18 protein-coding genes are annotated in these 20419 nt (G+C 31.0%); 17 read left to right on the forward strand and 1 reads right to left on the reverse strand.

The genetic code is table 11. The features are described 5' to 3' along the window. Positions 1-207 precede the first annotated feature (207 nt). The 14 genes from HMPREF3045_RS09340 to HMPREF3045_RS07535 all read left to right on the forward strand — a co-directional run bounded on the left by HMPREF3045_RS09340 (position 208) and on the right by HMPREF3045_RS07535 (position 15937). A complete protein-coding gene (locus tag HMPREF3045_RS09340) occupies positions 208-2016 on the forward strand; it encodes a G5 domain-containing protein (RefSeq protein WP_070738334.1) in 1809 nt (602 codons plus the stop codon). Positions 2017-2366: 350 nt separating this feature from the next. Continuing rightward, complete coding sequence (locus tag HMPREF3045_RS07475) at positions 2367-3200, forward strand: formate/nitrite transporter family protein (protein WP_070738337.1); 834 nt, start codon at positions 2367-2369, stop codon at positions 3198-3200. Between the two features lie 2 nt (positions 3201-3202). Beyond that, entirely contained in the window at positions 3203-3703 is a 501-nt protein-coding gene (gene nuoE, locus HMPREF3045_RS07480) for an NADH-quinone oxidoreductase subunit NuoE (RefSeq protein ID WP_070640638.1), read from the forward strand. Between the two features lie 7 nt (positions 3704-3710). Then, a complete protein-coding gene (locus HMPREF3045_RS07485) occupies positions 3711-5249 on the forward strand; it encodes an NADH-ubiquinone oxidoreductase-F iron-sulfur binding region domain-containing protein (protein ID WP_070738339.1) in 1539 nt (512 codons plus the stop codon). Between the two features lie 4 nt (positions 5250-5253). Then, complete coding sequence (locus HMPREF3045_RS07490) at positions 5254-6198, forward strand: 2Fe-2S iron-sulfur cluster-binding protein (protein ID WP_070738341.1); 945 nt, start codon at positions 5254-5256, stop codon at positions 6196-6198. Position 6199: 1 nt separating this feature from the next. Further along, positions 6200-8896, forward strand: coding sequence for a formate dehydrogenase subunit alpha (gene fdhF / locus HMPREF3045_RS07495; protein WP_070738343.1), 2697 nt, complete (start codon positions 6200-6202; stop codon positions 8894-8896). Continuing rightward, positions 8889-9389, forward strand: a complete 501-nt coding sequence (locus tag HMPREF3045_RS07500) for a ferritin family protein (protein WP_070738345.1) — start codon at positions 8889-8891, stop codon at positions 9387-9389. The genes fdhF and HMPREF3045_RS07500 overlap by 8 nt, the downstream gene beginning before the upstream one ends. Beyond that, on the forward strand, positions 9389-10009 hold the full coding sequence (locus HMPREF3045_RS07505) for a molybdenum cofactor guanylyltransferase (protein WP_070738347.1): 621 nt from the start codon (positions 9389-9391) through the stop codon (positions 10007-10009). Before HMPREF3045_RS07500 ends, HMPREF3045_RS07505 begins: the two co-directional genes overlap by 1 nt. Continuing rightward, the gene (locus tag HMPREF3045_RS07510) at positions 9996-10694 is read left to right on the forward strand and encodes a formate dehydrogenase accessory sulfurtransferase FdhD (protein ID WP_070738349.1); all 699 of its coding nucleotides are present in this window, start codon (positions 9996-9998) and stop codon (positions 10692-10694) included. Before HMPREF3045_RS07505 ends, HMPREF3045_RS07510 begins: the two co-directional genes overlap by 14 nt. A gap of 7 nt (positions 10695-10701) precedes the next feature. Next, on the forward strand, positions 10702-11919 hold the full coding sequence (locus HMPREF3045_RS07515; RefSeq protein WP_070738356.1) for a molybdopterin molybdotransferase MoeA: 1218 nt from the start codon (positions 10702-10704) through the stop codon (positions 11917-11919). Continuing rightward, positions 11916-13811 carry a molybdopterin biosynthesis protein gene (locus HMPREF3045_RS07520; protein ID WP_070738358.1) on the forward strand — a complete coding sequence of 632 codons (1896 nt, stop codon included), beginning with the start codon at positions 11916-11918 and terminating at the stop codon, positions 13809-13811. Before HMPREF3045_RS07515 ends, HMPREF3045_RS07520 begins: the two co-directional genes overlap by 4 nt. A gap of 9 nt (positions 13812-13820) precedes the next feature. Further along, positions 13821-14720 (forward strand): ABC transporter substrate-binding protein, encoded by a 900-nt coding sequence (locus tag HMPREF3045_RS07525; protein ID WP_070738360.1) that lies wholly within the window; start codon positions 13821-13823, stop codon positions 14718-14720. A gap of 1 nt (position 14721) precedes the next feature. Next, entirely contained in the window at positions 14722-15384 is a 663-nt protein-coding gene (locus HMPREF3045_RS07530) for an ABC transporter permease (RefSeq protein WP_070738362.1), read from the forward strand. Then, positions 15356-15937 (forward strand): ATP-binding cassette domain-containing protein, encoded by a 582-nt coding sequence (locus tag HMPREF3045_RS07535; RefSeq protein WP_257244390.1) that lies wholly within the window; start codon positions 15356-15358, stop codon positions 15935-15937. Before HMPREF3045_RS07530 ends, HMPREF3045_RS07535 begins: the two co-directional genes overlap by 29 nt. On the opposite strand, the gene HMPREF3045_RS07540 is transcribed toward HMPREF3045_RS07535, so the two are convergent. Continuing rightward, entirely contained in the window at positions 15929-17095 is a 1167-nt protein-coding gene (locus HMPREF3045_RS07540; protein WP_083316597.1) for an aldehyde ferredoxin oxidoreductase N-terminal domain-containing protein, read from the reverse strand. The two genes, HMPREF3045_RS07535 and HMPREF3045_RS07540, sit on opposite strands and share 9 nt — an antisense overlap. A gap of 194 nt (positions 17096-17289) precedes the next feature. Here HMPREF3045_RS07540 and rpsL point away from each other — a divergent pair, with 194 nt between their 5' ends. The 3 genes from rpsL to fusA all read left to right on the forward strand — a co-directional run bounded on the left by rpsL (position 17290) and on the right by fusA (position 20393). Further along, complete coding sequence (gene rpsL / locus HMPREF3045_RS07545) at positions 17290-17700, forward strand: 30S ribosomal protein S12 (protein ID WP_004838162.1); 411 nt, start codon at positions 17290-17292, stop codon at positions 17698-17700. Between the two features lie 138 nt (positions 17701-17838). Further along, the gene (gene rpsG, locus HMPREF3045_RS07550) at positions 17839-18309 is read left to right on the forward strand and encodes a 30S ribosomal protein S7 (RefSeq protein WP_004818603.1); all 471 of its coding nucleotides are present in this window, start codon (positions 17839-17841) and stop codon (positions 18307-18309) included. Positions 18310-18317: 8 nt separating this feature from the next. Beyond that, a complete protein-coding gene (gene fusA / locus HMPREF3045_RS07555) occupies positions 18318-20393 on the forward strand; it encodes an elongation factor G (RefSeq protein ID WP_070738364.1) in 2076 nt (691 codons plus the stop codon). The last annotated feature ends 26 nt before the right edge of the window (positions 20394-20419 follow it).

Raw genomic sequence — 20419 nt, forward strand, 5'->3', positions numbered from 1 at the left:
TTTAAAATATAAACAATAGAAATGAAAGCATATATATATATATATATGTATACATTATAATATAATAAACAAATTATTGCATAATGTTTTGTGGATGAAAAGTAAATATCTACTTAAAATTTATTTTTAAAAACTTTTCAATTTCAACAATGGATTTTGGTGTAGTGGTAAGAAATTAATTTATAAAATTATAATAAGGAGAATTTTATGAAAAAAGAGAATAAGAAAAAAATAATAATTCCAGCAGCAGTTTTGTTAAGTATTGGCTTATTTTCAAGATGTAGTTTTCTTGATGGAACAGATAAGACTAAGGATAAAAAAATAGATAATAAGCCTAGCGTAGTATCTGATAAATTAAGTAGTAATTTGGATTACAATTCGGTTGATGATAGTAATGTTAAATCAAATGACAAGAAAAATGAGAATAAGAAAGAAGAAAAAGAAGATAATAAAAAAACTAAAGAAGATGAAAACAAAGATAATAAGACTGTAAATTCTATAGTAAATGAAAATAAGAAAGTTGCAAGAGCAAATTCTAGTAATAATGGAACAATTTCAGGTATTGTAAATACTAAAAAAACTGGTAATAGTGGAAATAATTACTATAAACCATCAAAACCAGCTAATCCAAGCAAACCAGTAACACCTAATAAACCTAGTAAGCCAGTAAATCCAAGTAACCCATCTCAAGGGGGTACTGAGAAACCTGTAGAGCCAGAAAAACCAGCTAAACCTGATAAACCTGTAACTCCAGATAAACCAGATAAACCAGTAACACCAGAAAAGCCAGAAGTTAAGTTGGTTAAATCTGAAGTTGAAAATAAATCTGAAAAAAGAGATTATAAAGATTTCACATATACTATAAAAGAAGATAATACTCTTGCTAAAGGCGAAGAAAGAATAGAAAAAGAGGGTGTAAGAGGTTACACAATCTATACTATGAAAAGAAGCAAAGACACTTATTCAGATGGCACAGTTAAGTATTCAGATTGGACTATTGAAAATAAACAAGTTATAAAACCAGTAAATGGAATAAAAGTAGTGGGTACTAAAGAAGAAAAACCTGTAGACCCAGAAAAACCAGAAGTTACTGTTGTAAGTACTGAAACAGAGACAAAAACAGAAGATAAAGATTTTGTAGACTTTTATTATAATGAAATAGAAGATGACACTATGCCAAGAGGTCAAACAAAGATTCTAGAAGAGGGTGCTAAAGGTTACACAACTTATACTTATTCTAGAACAAAAACAGTTTACTCAGACGGTACAGTTAAGTATTCTGATTGGTCAGAAACAAATAAAAATGTTGTAGATCCAGTAATTGGTCTTAAAGCTGTTGGAACATTGGGAGAAAGAAAACTAGGATGGCAAAAAGAAGCAGCTATGCAAGTAGCTCAAGACTTAATAGCTTTCAGAGCATCTTTAAGCTTAAAAACTAATATTCATTACGACCAAACATATGCTAAGATGATGGCAGATAATGATACATTTGGTCATTACTGTGAGTATAATGAGGTTGTAGCTAGAAGAATGACAGGAGATGACGGAAGTACTGTAATTGAGGGCTTAAAGAACTCTCCTCAACATAAACTTCAAATGACTTATGATAAAGAGAAAGGTTATGGTCAAGATTGGTATATAGGAGCATACGATAATGGTAATTATACCTATTATTCTTTATACTCAGTTTCTAAGGAAAGTCAACCTATCTTTGATAGAGACCAAAAAGAGCATACAAAAGATACTCCAGACTTCCCAGAGGAAGAAAACCCTACTCCAGAACCAGAAAAACCTGTAGAAACACCTACAGAAGAAAAAGAAGAACCTGTTGTAGAAGAAAAAGTTGAAGAACAACCATCTACTATAGCTGAACCCGTAGTAGAAGAAGCTAAACCAGTAGAAGAAACTAAAGAAGAACCTGAAAAGGTTGAAGAAACTGTTGTAGAAGAAGCTCCAGTTGAATCTCCAGCTGAAGATAAAACTGAAGAAACTAATAAAGTTAAAGAAGCTAAATAAAAAGAAAAATTAAGTATGTAAAACTATATAATAAGTTAAAAATAAATAAGAAAATAATAAATTAAGAGGTAAGTTTGTCTTGCCTCTTTTTCATTTTGGTAGATTAAAAGCGATATTTATAAAGTAAAATCATAAGATTGGCTGATAGTTTAAAATTCACTTCGTAAAAAATACCGATTTAGGAAAAAGATTTCTTAGATATAAATATAAATTAATTGTTAAAATTAAAACATATATGAAGATTTAATGAAATCGATTGACTTAATCATTGAAAAGATTTAAAATTTAATTAAGTATAGTTTTAATATATAAAAATATGTCTATATGATTTTAAATAAAAAGGAGGAGCTATGGCAAATATTTTAGGACCAGATGAGATTTTGGACAAGGTCAGTAATGCTTATGTAAAAAAGGCTAGGGCAAACACAAAAAGACTTTTTATCCTTTCATTTTTAGCAGGAGCTTTCATCGCTTTTGCAGCGGCAGGATCAAGCTATGCATCTTTTAATTTGTTGGCAAATAAAGATACTTTGGGACTTGGCAAATTAGTTCAAGGCTTGTGCTTTACTCCGGGTTTAATTTTTGTTCTTATTGCAGGGGCTGAGCTTTTTACTGGAAATAATTTAATGCTTATTTCTGTATATGACAAAAAAATCAATATAAAAGAGCTATTGAGAGCTTGGGGTATTGTTTATTTGGGTAATTTTATTGGATCGGTTTTTGTAGCATTTTTAATGATGAAATCAGGTCAATGGAATGCATGCGATTCTATGCTTGGGGCAAGAACAATTTTGATTGCAAATTCTAAGGTAAATCTTGGATTTTCTGAGGCTTTTATCCTTGGTATTTTTTGTAACTGGCTAGTTTGTTTGGCTGTTTGGATGTCTTTTGGATCTGATAGTCAAGTTGGCAAAATGCTTTGTGCATTTTTCCCAGTAATGTTATTTGTTCTTTCTGGTTTTGAACATAGTATTGCAAATATGTATTACATTCCAGCAGGAATTTTTGCAAAATCAGTTCCAGCTTATGCGGCTGCAAGTGGACTTGGTGATGGACTTAACACACTAAATTGGTCAGGATTTTTCATCCATAATTTACTCCCAGTAACACTTGGAAATATTGTTGGTGGAGGAATTTTTGTAGGTTTAGCTTATTGGTTATCATTGAGAAAAAAAGAGGATTAAATATGAAAACTATAAAAGGAAATTTTGTTTTTGATAAAGAAGAAAACAGGGAAAAAATTAATGAATTTAAAAGATTTATAGAAAAAAACAAGGATAGAAAAGGTCCTTTGATGCCAATTTTACAAGAGGCTCAAAGTATATTTGGATATTTGCCAGATGAGATGATGGAACTTATTTCAAATAAACTAAATATTCCCCTAGCAGAAGTTTATGGGGTTGCAACTTTTTATTCACAATTTACCTTTATACCAAAGGGAAAAACTGATATACATATATGTCTTGGAACAGCTTGTTATGTAAAAGGGGCTGCGGATATTTTAAATGAATTTGAACAAAGACTTGGTATAAAAAAGGGCGAGACCACTCCTGATGGAAAATTTTCTATTTCAGAGACAAGATGTCTTGGAAATTGTGGGGCAGCACCAGTTGTTGAAATAAATGGCGAGCAAGTAGAACATTTTACAAAAGATGATGTTTCTAAAGTTTTGGAAGAAAATAAGTAGGTGAATTATGTTAAATTTGGAATATCTTGAAAAAATAAAAGAAAATACACAAGTTTCTCACCCAGAAAAACTTAAAAAAACTGATAATATTCAGGTTAAAATTGCCCTTAGAAATTGTGGGGTTATTGATCCAAGAAGTATTGATGAGTACATAGCAAGGGGCGGATATTTTGCCCTACATAAGGCCTTATCAGAAATGGATAGGAAAGAAATTATTGAAATTATTTCAAATTCAATGCTTCGTGGAAGAGGTGGAGCTGGTTTTCCTACTGGGAAAAAATGGCAAACTGCTTATGATTATGATGTAGATAAAAAATATATAATTTGTAACGCCGACGAGGGAGACCCTGGTGCTTATATGGATAGGTCAATTCTTGAAAATGATCCACATTCAGTTCTTGAGGCAATGGCTATTGCAGGTTATGCAATTGGAAGTGATGAAGGATTTATTTATGTAAGGGCTGAATATCCAAAGGCTGTTGAAAGTTTAAAATATGCTATAAAAGATGCTGAAGAAAAAGGTTTTCTAGGAAAAAATATAATGGATTCTGGTTTTAATTTTACAATTGAATTAAGGCTAGGTTCAGGTGCTTTTGTTTGTGGAGAATCTACAGCTTTGATGGAATCAATTGAAGGCAAAAGAGGAATGCCAAGAGTTAAAATCCACCGTACAGCCTTTAGGGGCTTGTGGCAAAAACCTACAGTTATAAATAACGTAGAAACTTTGGCAAATGTAGCTCAAATTATTATAAATGGTGCTGATTGGTACAGAAGCATTGGTACGGAAAAATCTCCTGGAACAAAAGTTTTCTCCTTGGTTGGAGATGTAAAAAACAGTGGATTGATCGAAGTTCCTATGGGAACAACTTTAAGAGAAATTATTTATGATTTGGGCGGAGGAATTGAAGGCGACAAAGAATTAAAAGCTGTTCAAACAGGTGGTCCATCTGGTGGATGTATTCCTGCAAAATATTTAGATTCATCTGTAGATTATGAAACCCTAAAAGAATTAAATTCTATAATGGGTTCAGGTGGAATGGTAGTTATGGATGAAAATACTTGTATGGTTGACATAGCAAGATTTTTCCTCGACTTTACTTGTGATGAATCCTGTGGAAAATGCGTTCCTTGTAGGGAGGGAACAAAGAGAATTTTGGAAATTCTTGAAAGAATCGTAGCAGGAAAGGGAAAAATGGAAGATATTGATAGGCTTGAAGAGTTAAGCGAATTGGTAACAGAGGCTTCTCTTTGTGGCTTGGGAAAATCAGCAGCCTTTCCAGTAATTTCTACATTGAAATATTATAGGGATGAATACATAGACCATATTGAAAATAAACACTGTCCAGCTGGATCTTGTAAGGCATTATTATCCTATAAAATCGAAGATAATTGTATAGGATGTGGAACTTGTAAGAGAAATTGTCCTGTTGGATGTATTAGTGGAAAAGTTAAAGAAAAACATACAATTGATCAAGAAAAATGTATCAAGTGTGGAACTTGCTATAATGTTTGTCCAATAAAACCAAAAGCTGTAGTAAAGGGATGATCTTATGACAGATATTACAATAAAAATTGATGGAAAAGAAATAAAAACTCAAAAAGATAGGTTTGTTTTGGATATAGCAAGAGAAAATGAGATAGAAATTCCTGCGATTTGCTATGATCCAAGTCTTGAAGCCTTTGGTGGATGTAGACTTTGTATAGTTGAAATTACAAAAAACGGTAGAAGTAAAATCGAAACATCTTGTTCAGCAAGGGCAAATGATGGGATGGAAGTAAAAACTCAAACGGAAGAATTAAGAGAAAAAAGAAGAAATATTTTGCAACTTTTGCTAGATTCTCATCCAAATGATTGCCTAACTTGTCAAAAAGCTGGAACTTGTCTTCTACAAAAATATGCCTACGAATATGATGTAAAATTCAGGGACCATGATGGGGCAAAAAGAGAAGAAAAATATGATTTATCAAGCCCATATATTTATAAAGACAATTCAAAATGTATTCTTTGTGGAAAATGCGTACAAATTTGTAAACAAGTAGAAGAAAGAGCGATTTTATCTTTTGCCGACAGGGGATATGATTCTTATATAGCTTGTGATTTGGGAGATGATTTTGCTCATTCCTATTGTGTTTCATGTAACAGGTGCGTTTCAATTTGTCCAGTAGGAGCTTTGGTTGATAGAAGACTTATGGGAAAAATTAGAAATTTTGAAGGAGAAACAAGGGAGGTTAAGTGCAAGGTTTGCGATTATGGATGTGATTTTAATCTTCATTCAAAAAATGGAAAAAATATTGCGGTAAGTGCAAAAAAACCTGGTCCTGGAAGACCACTTTGTTTAAAGGGAAGAATGATGACAGAATTGATGTTTTTGGATAATCCAGATAAACCATACATGAAAGGGGCTGGAGAGTTTAAAGAAACTAATTGGATGACTGTCATAGGTTTAAATAATGTTTATAAAAAAATTGAAAAAATAGAAGATAAAGGAGAATAATATGAAAGTCATAATTAATGATTTTGAATATAATCTTGATACTCCTAAGACTATTCTTGAATTTTGTAAGGAAATTGGCATAGAAATTCCAACCCTTTGTAAGGATGAAAGACTTTTGCCAAATGGAGCTTGTAGACTTTGTATTGTTGAAATCGAAGGATACAAAACTCCAGTTACAGCTTGTTCACAAAAAATAAAAGATGGGATGAAAATTTACACTCACAGTGAAAAAATAATGAAAATGAGAAGAGAAATTTTGGATTTATTATTTTCAAACCATCCAAATGATTGCTTATCTTGTGATAAGTCTGGAAAATGTAAATTACAAAATTATTGCTACGAGTATGGAATAAGTGAGGGATCTTTTAAAAGAGAGATAAAAGATTTACCAATTGATTTTTCAAATAAATTTTATTCTTACGATCCTAATAAATGTATAAAATGTGGGATTTGTGTAAGTGTGTGCAATAATCTCCAAAATAGCAACGCCATAAGTTTTGTTGATAGGGGATTTGATACATATATTGGAACACCAATGGATAAGGGACTTGGTTTTTCAGATTGTGTTTCTTGTGGAAATTGTGTTTCAGCATGCCCTGTTGGAGCCTTAAATCCTAAGAAAAAATATGAAGAAGATAAGTTTAGGTATTGGGAAGTTCGTAAAGTTCAAACAACTTGCTCATATTGTGGAGTAGGCTGCCAAATAAATTTACTTATAAAAGGAAATAGGATAGTTGAGGTTGAACCTATAAATACAATTCCAAATGATGGACTTTTGTGTGTAAAGGGAAAATTTGCCCACAAATTTGTAAACCATCCTTATAGACTTACAAAACCTCTTATCAGAAAAAATGGAAAATTAGTTGAAGCATCTTGGCAAGAAGCCTACAGATTAATAAAAGAAAAATATGATGAGACAATGGAGAAAAAAGGTCCAGATGGATTTGGTGGATTTTCTTCAGCAAGATGTACAAATGAGGAAAATTATCTTTTCCAAAAATTTGTAAGAACAGTTTTCAAAACAAATAATGTCGATCACTGTGCTCGTCTTTGCCACGCCTCAACCGTGGCAGGTCTTGCAAACACTCTTGGAAGTGGAGCAATGACCAACAGTATTTCAGAAATTGAAGGAACAGATGCCTTTATAATAATTGGAACAAATACAACAGAAAATCACCCAGTTATTGGAACAAAAATCAAAAAAAGAGTAAAAGAAGGGGCAAAACTTATAGTTATAGATCCTAGGGAAATTGAACTTGCAGATTATGCAGATATTTATTTACAAATAAAACCTGGAACAAATATTGCGGTTTTAAACGGCCTAATGCATATAATTTTAAAAGAAAATCTTCACGATATGGATTATATAAATGAAAGATGCGAAGGGTTTGAAGAATTTAGAAAAACTGTAGAAAAATATACACCAGATCTTGTTGCAGAAATTTGCCACATAAACAAAGATGATTTGATAAAAGCTGCAAGAATGTATGCAAAAGCAAACAAGGGAGCTTTGTATTATTCAATGGGAATTACCCAACATTCTTCAGGAACAAACGGAGTAAGGTCAACTTCAAACCTACAAATGCTTACAGGAAATGTTGGTTTTGAGTCAACAGGAATAAATCCTTTGAGAGGACAAAATAACGTTCAAGGAGCTTGCGATATGGGAGCTCTTCCAACAGATTATACAGGATATCAAAAAGTATTTATTGACCCTGTAAGAGAGAGAATGGGAGAGTTTTGGAAAAGAGATCTTCCATATAAAAAGGGCCTAACAATTACAGAGATGATGGATGCGGCAGATAAAGGAGATCTTTCATTTTTATATATAATGGGAGAAAATCCTATGATTTCAGATCCAGACCAAAATCATATCAAGGAAGCCTTGAAAAAATTAGATTTTTTACTTGTTCAAGATATTTTCTTATCTGAAACAGCAGAATTTGCTGATGTAGTTTTACCGGCAGCATCCTTTGCAGAAAAAGACGGAACTTTTACAAATACAGAAAGAAGAATTCAAAGAATAAATAAGGCAATTGATCCAATTGGAGATTCCAAAGCTGACTGGCAAATTTTGATGGAAATTTCTACTCTTTTGGGATATGAAGAATATTATGAAAATCCTAGTGAAATTATGGATGAAATTGCAGCTTGCACACCTTCTTACGGTGGAATTTCTTACAAAAGACTTAAAAAAGAATCTCTTCAATGGCCTTGTACAAACAAAGACCACCCTGGAACAAAATATTTACACAAAAATACAATGGCAAGGGGCAAGGGACTTTTTGTACCAATTGATTATGAAGAGAGCAAGGAATTGCCAGATGAAAAATATCCGTTGATTCTTACAACTGGAAGAATGCTTTACCAATATCATACAAGAACTATGACAGGAAAAATTGAAGGATTAAGTGAAATTGCAGGAAAATCTTATATAGAAATTTCCCCACAAACTGCAAAAATTTACAATATAAAAAATGGTGAAAAAATTAAAGTTTCATCAAGACGTGGAAGTGTGGAATCTTATGCGAAAGTAACGGAAAAAATAAATCCAGGAGTTGTATTTATGCCTTTCCATTATGTTGATGGACCAGCAAATAGGCTGACAAATCCAATTCTTGATCCAATTGCAAAAATTCCTGAGCTTAAAGTTGCAAGTGTTATGATTGAAAAAATAGAAAGGGGCTCTTATGTATGATCCAATAAAAATAATTAGCCTTGCCATGGAAATGGAACTATATGGGCACAATTTTTATAAAGATAATGCAGAAAAAAGTCAAAATCTACAAACTCAAGCAGTTTTTAAAAAATTATCAAAAATTGAGTGGGGTCATTATGAATATCTAAAAAATCTTCTTTCCAAATACAAGGGAGAGGATGTTGATGAAAAAGATTTGACTTTGCCAAAAGACAATGCGGAAGAATTTTTTGACCAAAGAAAAGAAAGCGAAAATTTGGACCAAAATTTGGAACAATCCATGATTCCTGATATGAATGTTTTAAGAATGGCATATCTTATTGAGGAAGATTTTAGGGATTATTATAAATCAATGGCAAAAAAAGTTGATGATGGACAATTAAAAGAAATTTTGGAAAATTTTTCTAGTTGGGAAGATGAACACGCAAATATTTTCAAAAAAGAATATGATAAGTTGATGGATCAATACATGAACATTAGCTGGGGTGGCTGATGGGAAATAAAAAAATGACGGCTCTCCTTCTTTGCGGCGGAAAAAGTACAAGGATGGGGGTTGATAAACAAAAGTTATCCTACAATGGTGTCTATTTGATTGACACCATTATAGAAAACTTGGCAAAAAATTTTGATCAAATCATAATTTTGTCAAATGAAAAAAACTTTTTTGAAAATAGGTATAAAAATTATAAAAATGATATACTAATAAAAGAAGATATAATAAAAAATATTGGCCCCTGTGCAGGATTGTATAGTGGCCTTATTTATGCAAAAAATGAGGATAATTTCTTGATTGCCTGCGATATGCCATATTTTAATCAGGCTTATATTGATTTTTTAAAGGAAAAATCCTATGAAAAAATTTTGGCCTACAAAAATAAAAAATATTATGAGCCATTTTTTGCCCTTTATAAAAAAGAATTGGCAAAAGATTTGGAAAAATATATAAAAAATGGCGGACGCAGTTTGAATGGATTTTTAAGAGAAATTTCTCCTACTGTGATAAAAAAAGAAGAGATAAAAAATATTGAAAATTTCGATAAAATTTTTAAAAATCTAAATTATCCTGATGATTGGAAAAAATTTATAGAAGAGAGTAAAAATGAATTCAGTTAAAAAATTCCAAATTGAAAAAATTGAAAAAGATGTGGATTTAAACTTGATGGATGAGGTCATTGTTGAATACCCTATAGAAATTTATGTAAATGGGGAAAAATTTACAAGATTAACTTGTACTCCGGTTGAAACAGAAAATCTTGTCATAGGCCATCTTTATAGCGAAAATATTATTAATTCAATAAGTGATATTAAAAATTTAAAAATAGAAGAGAACAAAGCCTATGTTGAATTATACAAAGAAAAATCTAAAAAGAAGACTAGGGAAATTAAAAATCAAACGATTGATAGGGAAAAATTATTTGATTTTTCCAAAAGATTTCAAAATGAGTCCGAAATTTTTAAAAGAACAGGTGGAGCTCATTCTTGTGCCCTTGTAAAAAATTATGAGATTATAAAATTTGAAGAAGATGTTTCAAGAAGCAATGCCGTTGATAAATTAATTGGCTATATTTTAAAAAATGAAATTGACCTATCTGATAAATTTATTTTTACATCTTGTAGGATTAGTGAAATAATTTTGGAAAAAATTTCAAATATAGGTTTTAACCTTCTTATTTCCCAGTCATGCCCAACAAGTTTTGCAGTTGATTTGGCAAGGGAGAAAAATATAAATTTAATAGGTTTTGCAAGAGGAGAAAGATTTAACATTTATAATAAAAATGAAAATCTTTCGATAATATGAGGTTGGTATGGATTTATTAGATGTTGTAAAAATTGATGAGGCTATTGACTTACAAGTTTCTTTGATGGAAAAAATTGGATACAAGAAAAAAATCCAAATGAAAACTTGCAATTCTTTAGGCTATATTTTGGCTAAGGATTTGATTTCAAAAGATGACTTGCCATGTTTTAGAAAAAGTACTATGGATGGCTATGCCATAAATTATAAGGATAGCCTAGGAGCGACTGATTCTATTCCTTCAATGTTAAAAGTTGTTGAAGAAATCCAAATGGGTAATATTCCCCAAAAAAAATTAAAAAGAGGCGAGGCCTCAAAAATTTATACTGGAGGTATGGTTCCAGAAGGAGCAGATGCAGTTTTACCCATAGAATTTACAGAAATTTTGTCCGAAAAATTAATTTCAATCAGTAAGCCTGTGGTTTTTATGGAAAATATTATAGATATTGGCGATGATTCAAAAGTTGGAGATATTTACGAAAAAGAAGGAAAAATCATAGATCCTGAAACAATAGCCATGGCTGCAAGCTTGGGCTATGAAAAAATTGAAGTTTATGACAAATTAAAATGTAAAATTTTATCAACTGGAGATGAAATTATTCCAGTAAATGCAAAACTAGTCCCAGGAAAATCAAGAGATATTAATTCTTATATGCTTTATTCACTGCTTAAAAATATTGGAATTGATGTTATTTCTATGAAACATCTAGAAGATAAAAAAGATCTTATAAAAAAAGAGCTTGAAGAAGATTTGGACTTGATAATAATTTCTGGATCATCCTCAAAGGGAAATAAGGATTTTGTTCCAGAGATTTCAAAAAAGTTAAATCCTGGAATGATCTACCATGGAATTTCTATAAAACCTGGAAAGCCGACAAGTTTAAGCCAAAACAACAATACTATGATTTTGGGACTTCCTGGAAATCCTATCAGTGCCTATGCAGTTTTTAGGACGATTTTTCAAAAAGCCTATGAAAAATATTTTAAAATTGACGAAAATTTAAAAATAAAATGCAAAATCGAAAGAAATATTGCAAATACTTCAGCAAAAACAATGATTTGTCTTGTAGAAATTAAAAATGAAGGAGATGAGCTTGTGGCAAGTCCTATTTTTGGATTTTCCAACAATATTTCCCTACTAAAAAAAGCCAAGGGTTATATTGTGATTGATGAATATGTTGAAGGAATAAAAGAAAATGAAAAAGTGTGGGTGAATCTTATTAGATGAGAAATATTTATTTAGATACAAAAGAATTAGAAGAGGCAATAGAGATTTTTCACGAAAATATTGGAGAATTTTTTGCAGATGAAAAATGTGAAATTATAGATTCTAAGGATGCCTTTGGAAGAGTTTCAAAAAATGCAGTTTTTGCAAAATATTCATCACCAGCCTACCATTCATCAGCTATGGATGGGGTTATGGTAAAAAGTGAGATGACAAAACTTGCAAGAGAAAATAAACCCTTGTTTTTAAAAAATGAAGATTTTATTTATTGCAATACGGGTTCCGCCTTAATAAAACCCTATGATGCAGTGATAATGATAGAAGATGTGGAAATTCAAAAGAAAGGAATTGTAATTTTAAAACCTGTAAATGCTTGGGAAAATATAAGAATTCAAGGAGAAGATGTAATCGAAAAAGATTTGATTTTTGAATCTTACCACAAATTTAGGTCAGTTGATCTTTCAGTTTTAATTTCTGCAGGAATAAATGAAGTCGAAGTTTTAAAAAAACCAATAATTGGAATTATTCCATCTGGAAATGAAATAATTGATAACAAAGAAGACTTAGTTAAGGGAAAAATTATCGAATCAAATTCTTCAATGTTAAAATCTATGGCAAAAGAGTGTGGGTTTGAAACAATAATTTATCCCATTGTAAAAGATGAAAAAGCACAAATTAAAAATGCCCTTATTAAGGCTCAAAAAGAATGTGATTTTGTAACATTAATTGCAGGGACTTCGGCAGGAAGCAAGGATTATACAAGAGAAATTGTAGAAGAAATTGGAGAGGTTTTTGTCCATGGACTTTCAATAAAACCAGGAAAACCAGCAATTCTTGGAAAAATTTCCCAAACTCCCTTTGTAGGACTTCCAGGCTATCCCGTTTCAACCCACATAGTTTTTGATAAAATTGTTCTTCCTACTCTTCTTAAAAAAATGAGAATTATTTCAGATGATAAAATTAAAATTAAGGCAAAACTTACCAAGCCTGTAATTTCCTCTCTAAAAAACAGGGAATATATAAGGGTAAAAATTGGCTTGGTTGATGGAGAAATTATTGTAACCCCTCTTGATAGAAAGGCAGGTTCTTTGTTTTCCCTATCAGAATCAGACGGTTATTTAATTATTGATAGAAATATTGAAGGATACAACAGGGGAGATTTAGTAGAAGTCACTCTTCATAGGCCGATTCCAAAAAAAGTTTTTGAAAACAGGATGGTTTCGATTGGATCTCATGATATAGTTTTAGATATTTTAAATGATTTATTTGCAAAAGATAAGAAACTTACAAGAATTTCCTCATCCCATGTTGGCTCTTTGGCGGGACTTAAGGCCCTAAGCCAAGGCGACTGTATGCTTGCACCTTCTCATTTGCTAGATCAAAATGGAACATATAACAACGAGGCCATTGATTTATTTTTTGAAAAAGAAGAAGTTTCAAAAATAAATGTGGTTGGACGTAGGCAGGGGATTTTTGTTCAAAAAAATAATCCATTAAAAATCAAAAAAATAGAAGACCTTTTAGATAAAAAAATGGTCAACAGGCAAAGAGGAGCAGGGACCCGTTTGTTGTTTGATTATTTGTTAAAAAAGAAAAATGTTGATCCAGAAATCATAAATGGCTACGATAACGAAGTGACTACTCATTTGTCAGCAGCGCTTGCAGTAAAAAATGGAGATTGTGATTTTTCAATTGGAGTTGAATCGGCAGCCATAAAAATGGACATAGATTTTATTTACTTAAAAGATGAAGAATATCAATTTATAATAAAAAAAGAGAATTTAAAACTTGAATCAATCAAGGACTTGGTTGAAGTTTTAAAATCAAAGGAATTTAAAAGTAAAATGAAGACTCTTGGTGGGTATAATACTAAGGAAAGTGGAAATATTTTATAGGAGGATAATATGAAAATTAAAAAATTACATTTATTGGCACTTGCTTTGTTATTTGGACTAACAGGATGTGGAAAAAATACGGAAGAAATAAAAACAGATTCCAATGTAAATTCTACAAGTAATGAAATTGTGGAAAGCTTAGATGAAAATACAAGCGAAGAAAAAATTGTAAAGCTTACAACAACAACTTCAGTCAATGATTCAGGACTAATGGATTATTTAAGAGATGATTTCAAAAAAGACACAGGTCTTGAAATGGAAATAGTTTCAAAAGGAACAGGAGCTGCAATCGAAGATGCAAAGGCAGGAAATGCTGATGTAATTTTGGTTCACTCAAAAGATGCGGAAGAAAAATTTATTGAAGAAGGATATGGACTTGAAAGAAAATCTTTCATGCATAATTTCTTTGTAATAGTTGGACCAAAAGATGATCCAGCAGGAATCAAAGGAAAAGATGCAGAAGAAGCCTTCAAATTGATAAATGAAAAGGGCGAAAAATTTGTATCAAGAGGAGATGAGTCAGGAACTCACAACAAAGAATTAAAAATTTGGGAAAAAGCAGGCGTTGATGTTGACGAATTATCAAAAAAAGATAACTACAACTCACTTGGAGATGGAATGGGAGCAACTTTAACATTTGCATCAGAAAACAATGCCTATACTTTAACAGATTTATCAACATTTTTAACCATGGAAAATGATTTGGATTTGGAAGTTTTAGTTGACCAATCAGATGCTCTTAAAAATGTTTATTCAATTATTATAGTAAATCCTGACAAAGTAAAAGGCACAAACCCAGATGTAGCTAAGAAATTCCAAGATTGGATGCTATCAGATAAGGCAAAAAAATTAATTAGTGAATACGGAAAAGAGGAATATGGTCAACAACTTTTCTTTTTAGGAGAATAGGATGAATGAAATTTATTCCATCGTTTTATTGACCTTAAAAATTTGTATAATTTCAACGATAATATCTGGAATTTTTGCGATTTTTTTGGCATTTTACCTTGGATTAAATGAAAATAAATTTATAAAAATTTTAAAAATAATTATTAATGCTTTCACATCTTTGCCACCAGTAATAGCAGGAGTTTTTGTATATATTTTATTTTCAAAAAATGGAATATTTGGAAAACTTTCTTGGCTTTATACGCAAAAAGTTATAATAATTGCCCAAATTCTCATAGTAACACCAATAATTTGTGCAAATATATATCCAGCAGTAGAAGAAATTAGAAATTCATTTGTAGAAACTTGCTTAGGACTTGGAATTTCAAAATTCAAAATGTATAGGCAGTTGCTAAAAGAAAGCACCTATTCGCTTTCTTCGGCGCTTATAACAGGATTTGGTAGAGCTATATCAGAAGTAGGAGCTGTAATGATTGTAGGAGGAAATATAAGATATAAAACTAGGGTTTTGACATCCGCAATAGTTCTTGAAAATAATAAGGGAAACTATTCTATGAGTATAAAACTTGGGATTATTCTTATGGTAATTTCCTTTGGAATTTCTATTTTTGCAATGATTTTTTCTAGGAGAAATGATGATAAAAATAAAAAACGTACAAGCTGAAATTTACGAAAAATTATTATTTCACATAGAAGATTTCACTTTCTATGATGGAAAAAAATATATTTTAACTGGAGAAAATGGAGCGGGCAAATCGACATTATTAAAGTCTTTTATTGGAATAAATACCTTTGTAAAAGGAAGTATTGAAAATGATAAAAATATAGTTTATCAAGCTCAAAATCCCTTTATTTTCAAAAAAACTCCAAGAGATAATTTTAAAATAATAGGAAAAAATATTGAAAATATAAAAAAAGACTTGGAATTTTTTGCAATAGAAAATTTATTAGACCAAAATATAGACAGCTTATCAGGAGGAGAAAAAGAAAAAGTAGTTTTTTTAAGGACTATGTTAAAAGCAAATCAGACCTTGCTACTAGATGAACCCTTTTCTCAAATGGATAAAAAATCAAGGATTGATGCAAATATATTTTTGGATAAGTGGCTAAAAGAAAAAGAAGATAGGATGATAATTATAATAAGTCATGATAATTTAGACGATTATAGCTTTGACTATCACATAGAATTAAAAAACAAGCAGCTTAAATTAATTTAAGCTGCTTTCTAATTTTCCGATTTCTTTTATTAAATTTTTAACATCATCAATGCTGTAATTTAAATTTGAAAGTTCATTTATGGTATTTACAATATTTGATAAATCTTTTGGGTTTGTAGCAAACAAACACATTCCTGCCGAATCAATTATTTTTAGATAATCCTTAGGAATATTTTTTCTTTTTTTATCTGATAAAGATTTTATTTTATATTTCTTCTCTAGATATTTTTTACCGCAAGCCAAATCACTATAAATTTCATCTTTTTTATCACTTACGATTTTTTTTGTAATATTATCCAATTGGTCGATATTTAAATTTTCGAATTTGTAAATATGGTTTAAATATTTATATGAAAATTCTATGCTTTTTGATAAGCCATAAATATCAATTCCATACTCATCAAGTCTAGTTTTTATTTTGTTTAATTTTTCTAAATCATCATCACTATAAGAATTTTTAATTGAAAAAAGATTTTCTTTTTCGTGAGATTTTTTATCAAAACAACCCAAAATACATCCATCACATTGTCTATTGGGATTGTTTTTAAAAATTGATGGGATATTTATCTTTCTTAAATTATTTTTTTTAACTGAAATGGAAATTACATTTTTTTCATACAAAAGATTTGAAAGATTTTTTGAACAACCACGATATTTATCTTCAACAAGTCTCGCCAAATTATCTTTTTTTATAGTTGAATTTGTAATATAAATAGAAGATGAATTATCTCCATATTTTTTCCTTAAATAATTAAAAGTAGAAGAGTTTGAATAATTTTTATTAGAATTTTCATTAAATAAAATTTTATCTTTATCAATATAAATTTCCACAGGAAAATCAGACTTATTTAACAAAACAAGTCCATCATAAGAATTTGATTTAAGAAAATAAGAAAAATCTCCTCCCATATTTTTGTAGAAAATTTTACCAGAATTATTTTTTCCCATAATTATAAATTTAGAAATTGGATTTTTATATTCGATGATTGAAGATGTAAAAATCATCCAAGGATTTTTAAAATTTTTGTTTTTATTTAAAAAAAACAAAGAAAGAGCAAATCCACCCATATAAAAATTTTTAGTTTTTTTATCAATATATTCAATTTCATATTTCTTTTTTTCTAGATCTAGCAATAATATTTTATAAAATTTTTCCATATCTTCCTCTTTTTGATTACATTGTACTATTTATAAAAAAAATTGTAAGAATTTAATTAAATCAAAAATAATTTTAAATATCTAAAAGCCTTTAAATTACTTGACATATATATACTAAGAGTGTAAAATTAATAAGGATTGGCGTAAGGCCAATTTTTAAGATGATTAAAATTTAGAAAAAAAGGAGGTGCATTATGCCTACAATTAATCAACTTGTTAGAAAAGGTAGAAAAACTACTAAGGAAAAATCAGATACACCAGCTTTAGGTTATAACTTCAATACTCTTAAAAGAAGACAAACTAAATCTCAATCACCACAAAAACGTGGAGTTTGTACTTCAGTAAGAACAGTTACACCTAAAAAGCCTAACTCTGCTTTGAGAAAAATTGCCAGAGTAAGACTTACTAATGGTGCAGAAGTTCTTTCTTATATACCAGGAATCGGACACAATCTTCAAGAACACTCTGTTGTACTAATTAGAGGAGGAAGAGTAAAAGACCTTCCAGGTGTTAGATACCATATCATAAGAGGTACTCTTGATACAGCAGGAGTAGAAGGAAGAAAACAAGGTAGATCTAAATACGGAGCTAAAAAAGATAATTAGTAGTATTTAGATGTAGTGCATAATGTACTGAGATTAAAATAAAAGTATATGTGCACACGAACGGCTTTAAGGTCGTTTTTAAGGCCTTATGGTCGAGTACTAAAGATATTACTAAAATTGGTAAAGGAGGGAAGCAAAGTGTCAAGAAAAGGACATATACCAAAAAGAGAGGTAATGCCTGATGCAAAGTATAACGATAGAGTTGTAACAAAACTTATCAACAACGTTATGCTTGATGGTAAAAAAGGCGTTGCTACAAAAATAGTTTATGATGCTTTCGAAATAGTTGGAGAAACTTCAGGAAATGATCCATTAGAAGTATTCTACCAAGCTTTAGAAAATATTATGCCAACACTTGAAGTTAAAGCAAGAAGAATAGGTGGAGCTAACTACCAAGTACCTATGGAAGTTAGACCAGAAAGAAGACAAACTTTAGGTTTAAGATGGTTAGTTAATTTCTCAAGAGCACGTGGAGAAAAAACTATGGTAGAAAGATTATCTAAAGAAATTTTAGATGCATCAAACAATGCTGGTGCCAGCGTTAAACGTAAAGAAGAAATGCACAGAGCTGCAGAAGCTAATAAAGCTTTCGCACACTATAGATATTAGGGGGATCAATGTCAAGAGATGTCTCATTAAAAGCAACCAGAAATATTGGTATCATGGCGCATATCGATGCTGGTAAAACAACAGTAACAGAAAGAATGTTGTTTTATACAGGAAAGATATATAAAATCGGTGATACCCATGATGGTACAGCAGTAATGGATTCCATGGACCAAGAAAAAGAACGTGGAATTACAATTGGTTCTGCTGCTACAACATGTTACTGGAATGATCACAGAATAAACATCATAGACACACCAGGCCACGTTGACTTTACAGTTGAAGTAGAAAGATCTCTAAGAGTTCTTGATGGTGCTGTTGCACTTTTTGATGCGAAAAGTGGTGTAGAACCACAATCTGAAACAGTTTGGAGACAAGCTGACAAATATGACATTCCAAGATTTTGTTTCATAAATAAAATGGATGCTACAGGCGCTGACTTTTTCATGTCTGTAGATACAATAAAAGAAAAATTAAAAGCAAATGCAGTACCTATAGAAATTCCTATAGGAGCTGAACAAGAATTTGAAGGTGTAGTTGACCTAGTAACAATGGAATCTGTAACATATAAAACAGAAGACTTAGGAGCTCACCCAATCAAAGGCGAAATTCCAGAAAATTTAAAAGAAAAAGCTGAAGAATATAGAGCAAATCTTTTAGAAGAATTATCAGAAATTGACGATACAATAATGATGAAATATCTAGAAGGTGAAGAAGTTTCTGAAGAAGAAATTAAAGCTGCTATAAGAAAGGGAACAATTGAAAAGAAAATTTTCCCATGTCTATGTGGATCAGCATATAAAAACAAAGGTGTTCAAGCACTTCTTGATGCCATAGTTGATTACATGCCAAGCCCACTTGATATACCAGCAGTTCAAGGAACTGACCCTAAAGATGAAGAAAAAGTTCTTGAAAGAAAAGCTGGAGATAACGAACCTTTAGCTGCCTTAGCATTTAAAGTAGTAACAGACCCTTATGTAGGTAAGTTAATTTATGCAAGAATCTATTCAGGAACAATTGAATCAGGTTCATACATCTACAATGCTACAAAAGGTAAAAAAGAAAGAGTAGGAAGAATCCTACAAATGCACTCAAACAAACAAGAAGAAATCGAAACAGGCTATTGTGGAGATATAGTAGCTCTTCTTGGACTTAAAAATACAACAACAGGAGATTCACTCTGCCTTCAAGATGACCAAATAATTCTTGAAAACATGGAATTCCCAGATCCAGTTATCTCAGTTGCTATTGAGCCAAAAACAAGAGCAAGTCAAGATAAAATGGCAATAGGACTTCAAAAACTTGCAGAAGAAGATCCAACATTCGTTACAAAAACAGATGAAGAAACTGGACAAACAATAATTTCAGGAATGGGAGAATTACACCTTGAAATTATCGTTGATAGATTACTTCGTGAATTCAAAGTAGAAGCTAACATTGGTAACCCACAAGTAGCATACAGAGAATCTATAACACAACCTGCAGAAGCACAAGGTAAGTTTGTAAGACAATCCGGTGGTTCTGGTCAATACGGAGATGTTGTTCTTAGAATTATGCCAGGCGAAGAAGGAGCAGGAATCACATTCGAATCCAAAATCGTCGGAGGAGCAATTCCAAAAGAATACATCAAACCAGTTGAAGAAGGTGTTAGAGAAGCAGCTACTCAAGGTATACTTGGTGGATATCCAATGGTTGATATGCACGTTGAAGTATTCGATGGTTCATACCACGAAGTAGACTCATCAGAAGTTGCCTTCCACGTAGCAGGATCTATGGCTCTTAAAAACGCAGTAGCAAAAGCTAAACCAATTTTACTTGAGCCAATGGAAAAAGTTGAAATTACTACACCAGATGAATATCTAGGAGATGTAATGGGAGATGTTTCATCAAGAAGAGGTAAGATTGATGGAATGAATCCAAAAGATGGAATTCATGTATTAAATGCTTTCATACCACTTTCAGAAATGTTTGGATATGCAACAGATCTAAGAAGTAAAACTCAAGGTAGAGCAACATATGCAATGCAATTTGATCACTATGCTCAAGTACCTGAAAGTGTAAAAGAAGAAGTATTAAATAAAAATTAGGAGGAAATAATGAGTAAAGCACAATT

Origin of the sequence: Anaerococcus sp. HMSC075B03 (assembly GCF_001815585.1) — a bacterium.
Lineage (GTDB): Bacteria > Bacillota > Clostridia > Tissierellales > Peptoniphilaceae > Anaerococcus > Anaerococcus vaginalis.

Excerpts from the sequence above, each read along its gene's own strand:
- HMPREF3045_RS09340 (WP_070738334.1), top strand. The coding sequence starts at position 208 with ATGAAAAAAGAGAATAAGAAAAAAATAATAATTCCAGCAGCAGTTTTG.
- HMPREF3045_RS07475 (WP_070738337.1), top strand. The coding sequence starts at position 2,367 with ATGGCAAATATTTTAGGACCAGATGAGATTTTGGACAAGGTCAGTAAT.
- nuoE (WP_070640638.1), top strand. The coding sequence starts at position 3,203 with ATGAAAACTATAAAAGGAAATTTTGTTTTTGATAAAGAAGAAAACAGG.
- HMPREF3045_RS07485 (WP_070738339.1), top strand. The coding sequence starts at position 3,711 with ATGTTAAATTTGGAATATCTTGAAAAAATAAAAGAAAATACACAAGTT.
- HMPREF3045_RS07490 (WP_070738341.1), top strand. The coding sequence starts at position 5,254 with ATGACAGATATTACAATAAAAATTGATGGAAAAGAAATAAAAACTCAA.
- fdhF (WP_070738343.1), top strand. The coding sequence starts at position 6,200 with ATGAAAGTCATAATTAATGATTTTGAATATAATCTTGATACTCCTAAG.
- HMPREF3045_RS07500 (WP_070738345.1), top strand. The coding sequence starts at position 8,889 with ATGTATGATCCAATAAAAATAATTAGCCTTGCCATGGAAATGGAACTA.
- HMPREF3045_RS07505 (WP_070738347.1), top strand. The coding sequence starts at position 9,389 with ATGGGAAATAAAAAAATGACGGCTCTCCTTCTTTGCGGCGGAAAAAGT.
- HMPREF3045_RS07510 (WP_070738349.1), top strand. The coding sequence starts at position 9,996 with ATGAATTCAGTTAAAAAATTCCAAATTGAAAAAATTGAAAAAGATGTG.
- HMPREF3045_RS07515 (WP_070738356.1), top strand. The coding sequence starts at position 10,702 with ATGGATTTATTAGATGTTGTAAAAATTGATGAGGCTATTGACTTACAA.
- HMPREF3045_RS07520 (WP_070738358.1), top strand. The coding sequence starts at position 11,916 with ATGAGAAATATTTATTTAGATACAAAAGAATTAGAAGAGGCAATAGAG.
- HMPREF3045_RS07525 (WP_070738360.1), top strand. The coding sequence starts at position 13,821 with ATGAAAATTAAAAAATTACATTTATTGGCACTTGCTTTGTTATTTGGA.
- HMPREF3045_RS07530 (WP_070738362.1), top strand. The coding sequence starts at position 14,722 with ATGAATGAAATTTATTCCATCGTTTTATTGACCTTAAAAATTTGTATA.
- HMPREF3045_RS07535 (WP_257244390.1), top strand. The coding sequence starts at position 15,356 with ATGATAAAAATAAAAAACGTACAAGCTGAAATTTACGAAAAATTATTA.
- HMPREF3045_RS07540 (WP_083316597.1), bottom strand. The coding sequence starts at position 17,095 with ATGGAAAAATTTTATAAAATATTATTGCTAGATCTAGAAAAAAAGAAA.
- rpsL (WP_004838162.1), top strand. The coding sequence starts at position 17,290 with ATGCCTACAATTAATCAACTTGTTAGAAAAGGTAGAAAAACTACTAAG.
- fusA (WP_070738364.1), top strand. The coding sequence starts at position 18,318 with ATGTCAAGAGATGTCTCATTAAAAGCAACCAGAAATATTGGTATCATG.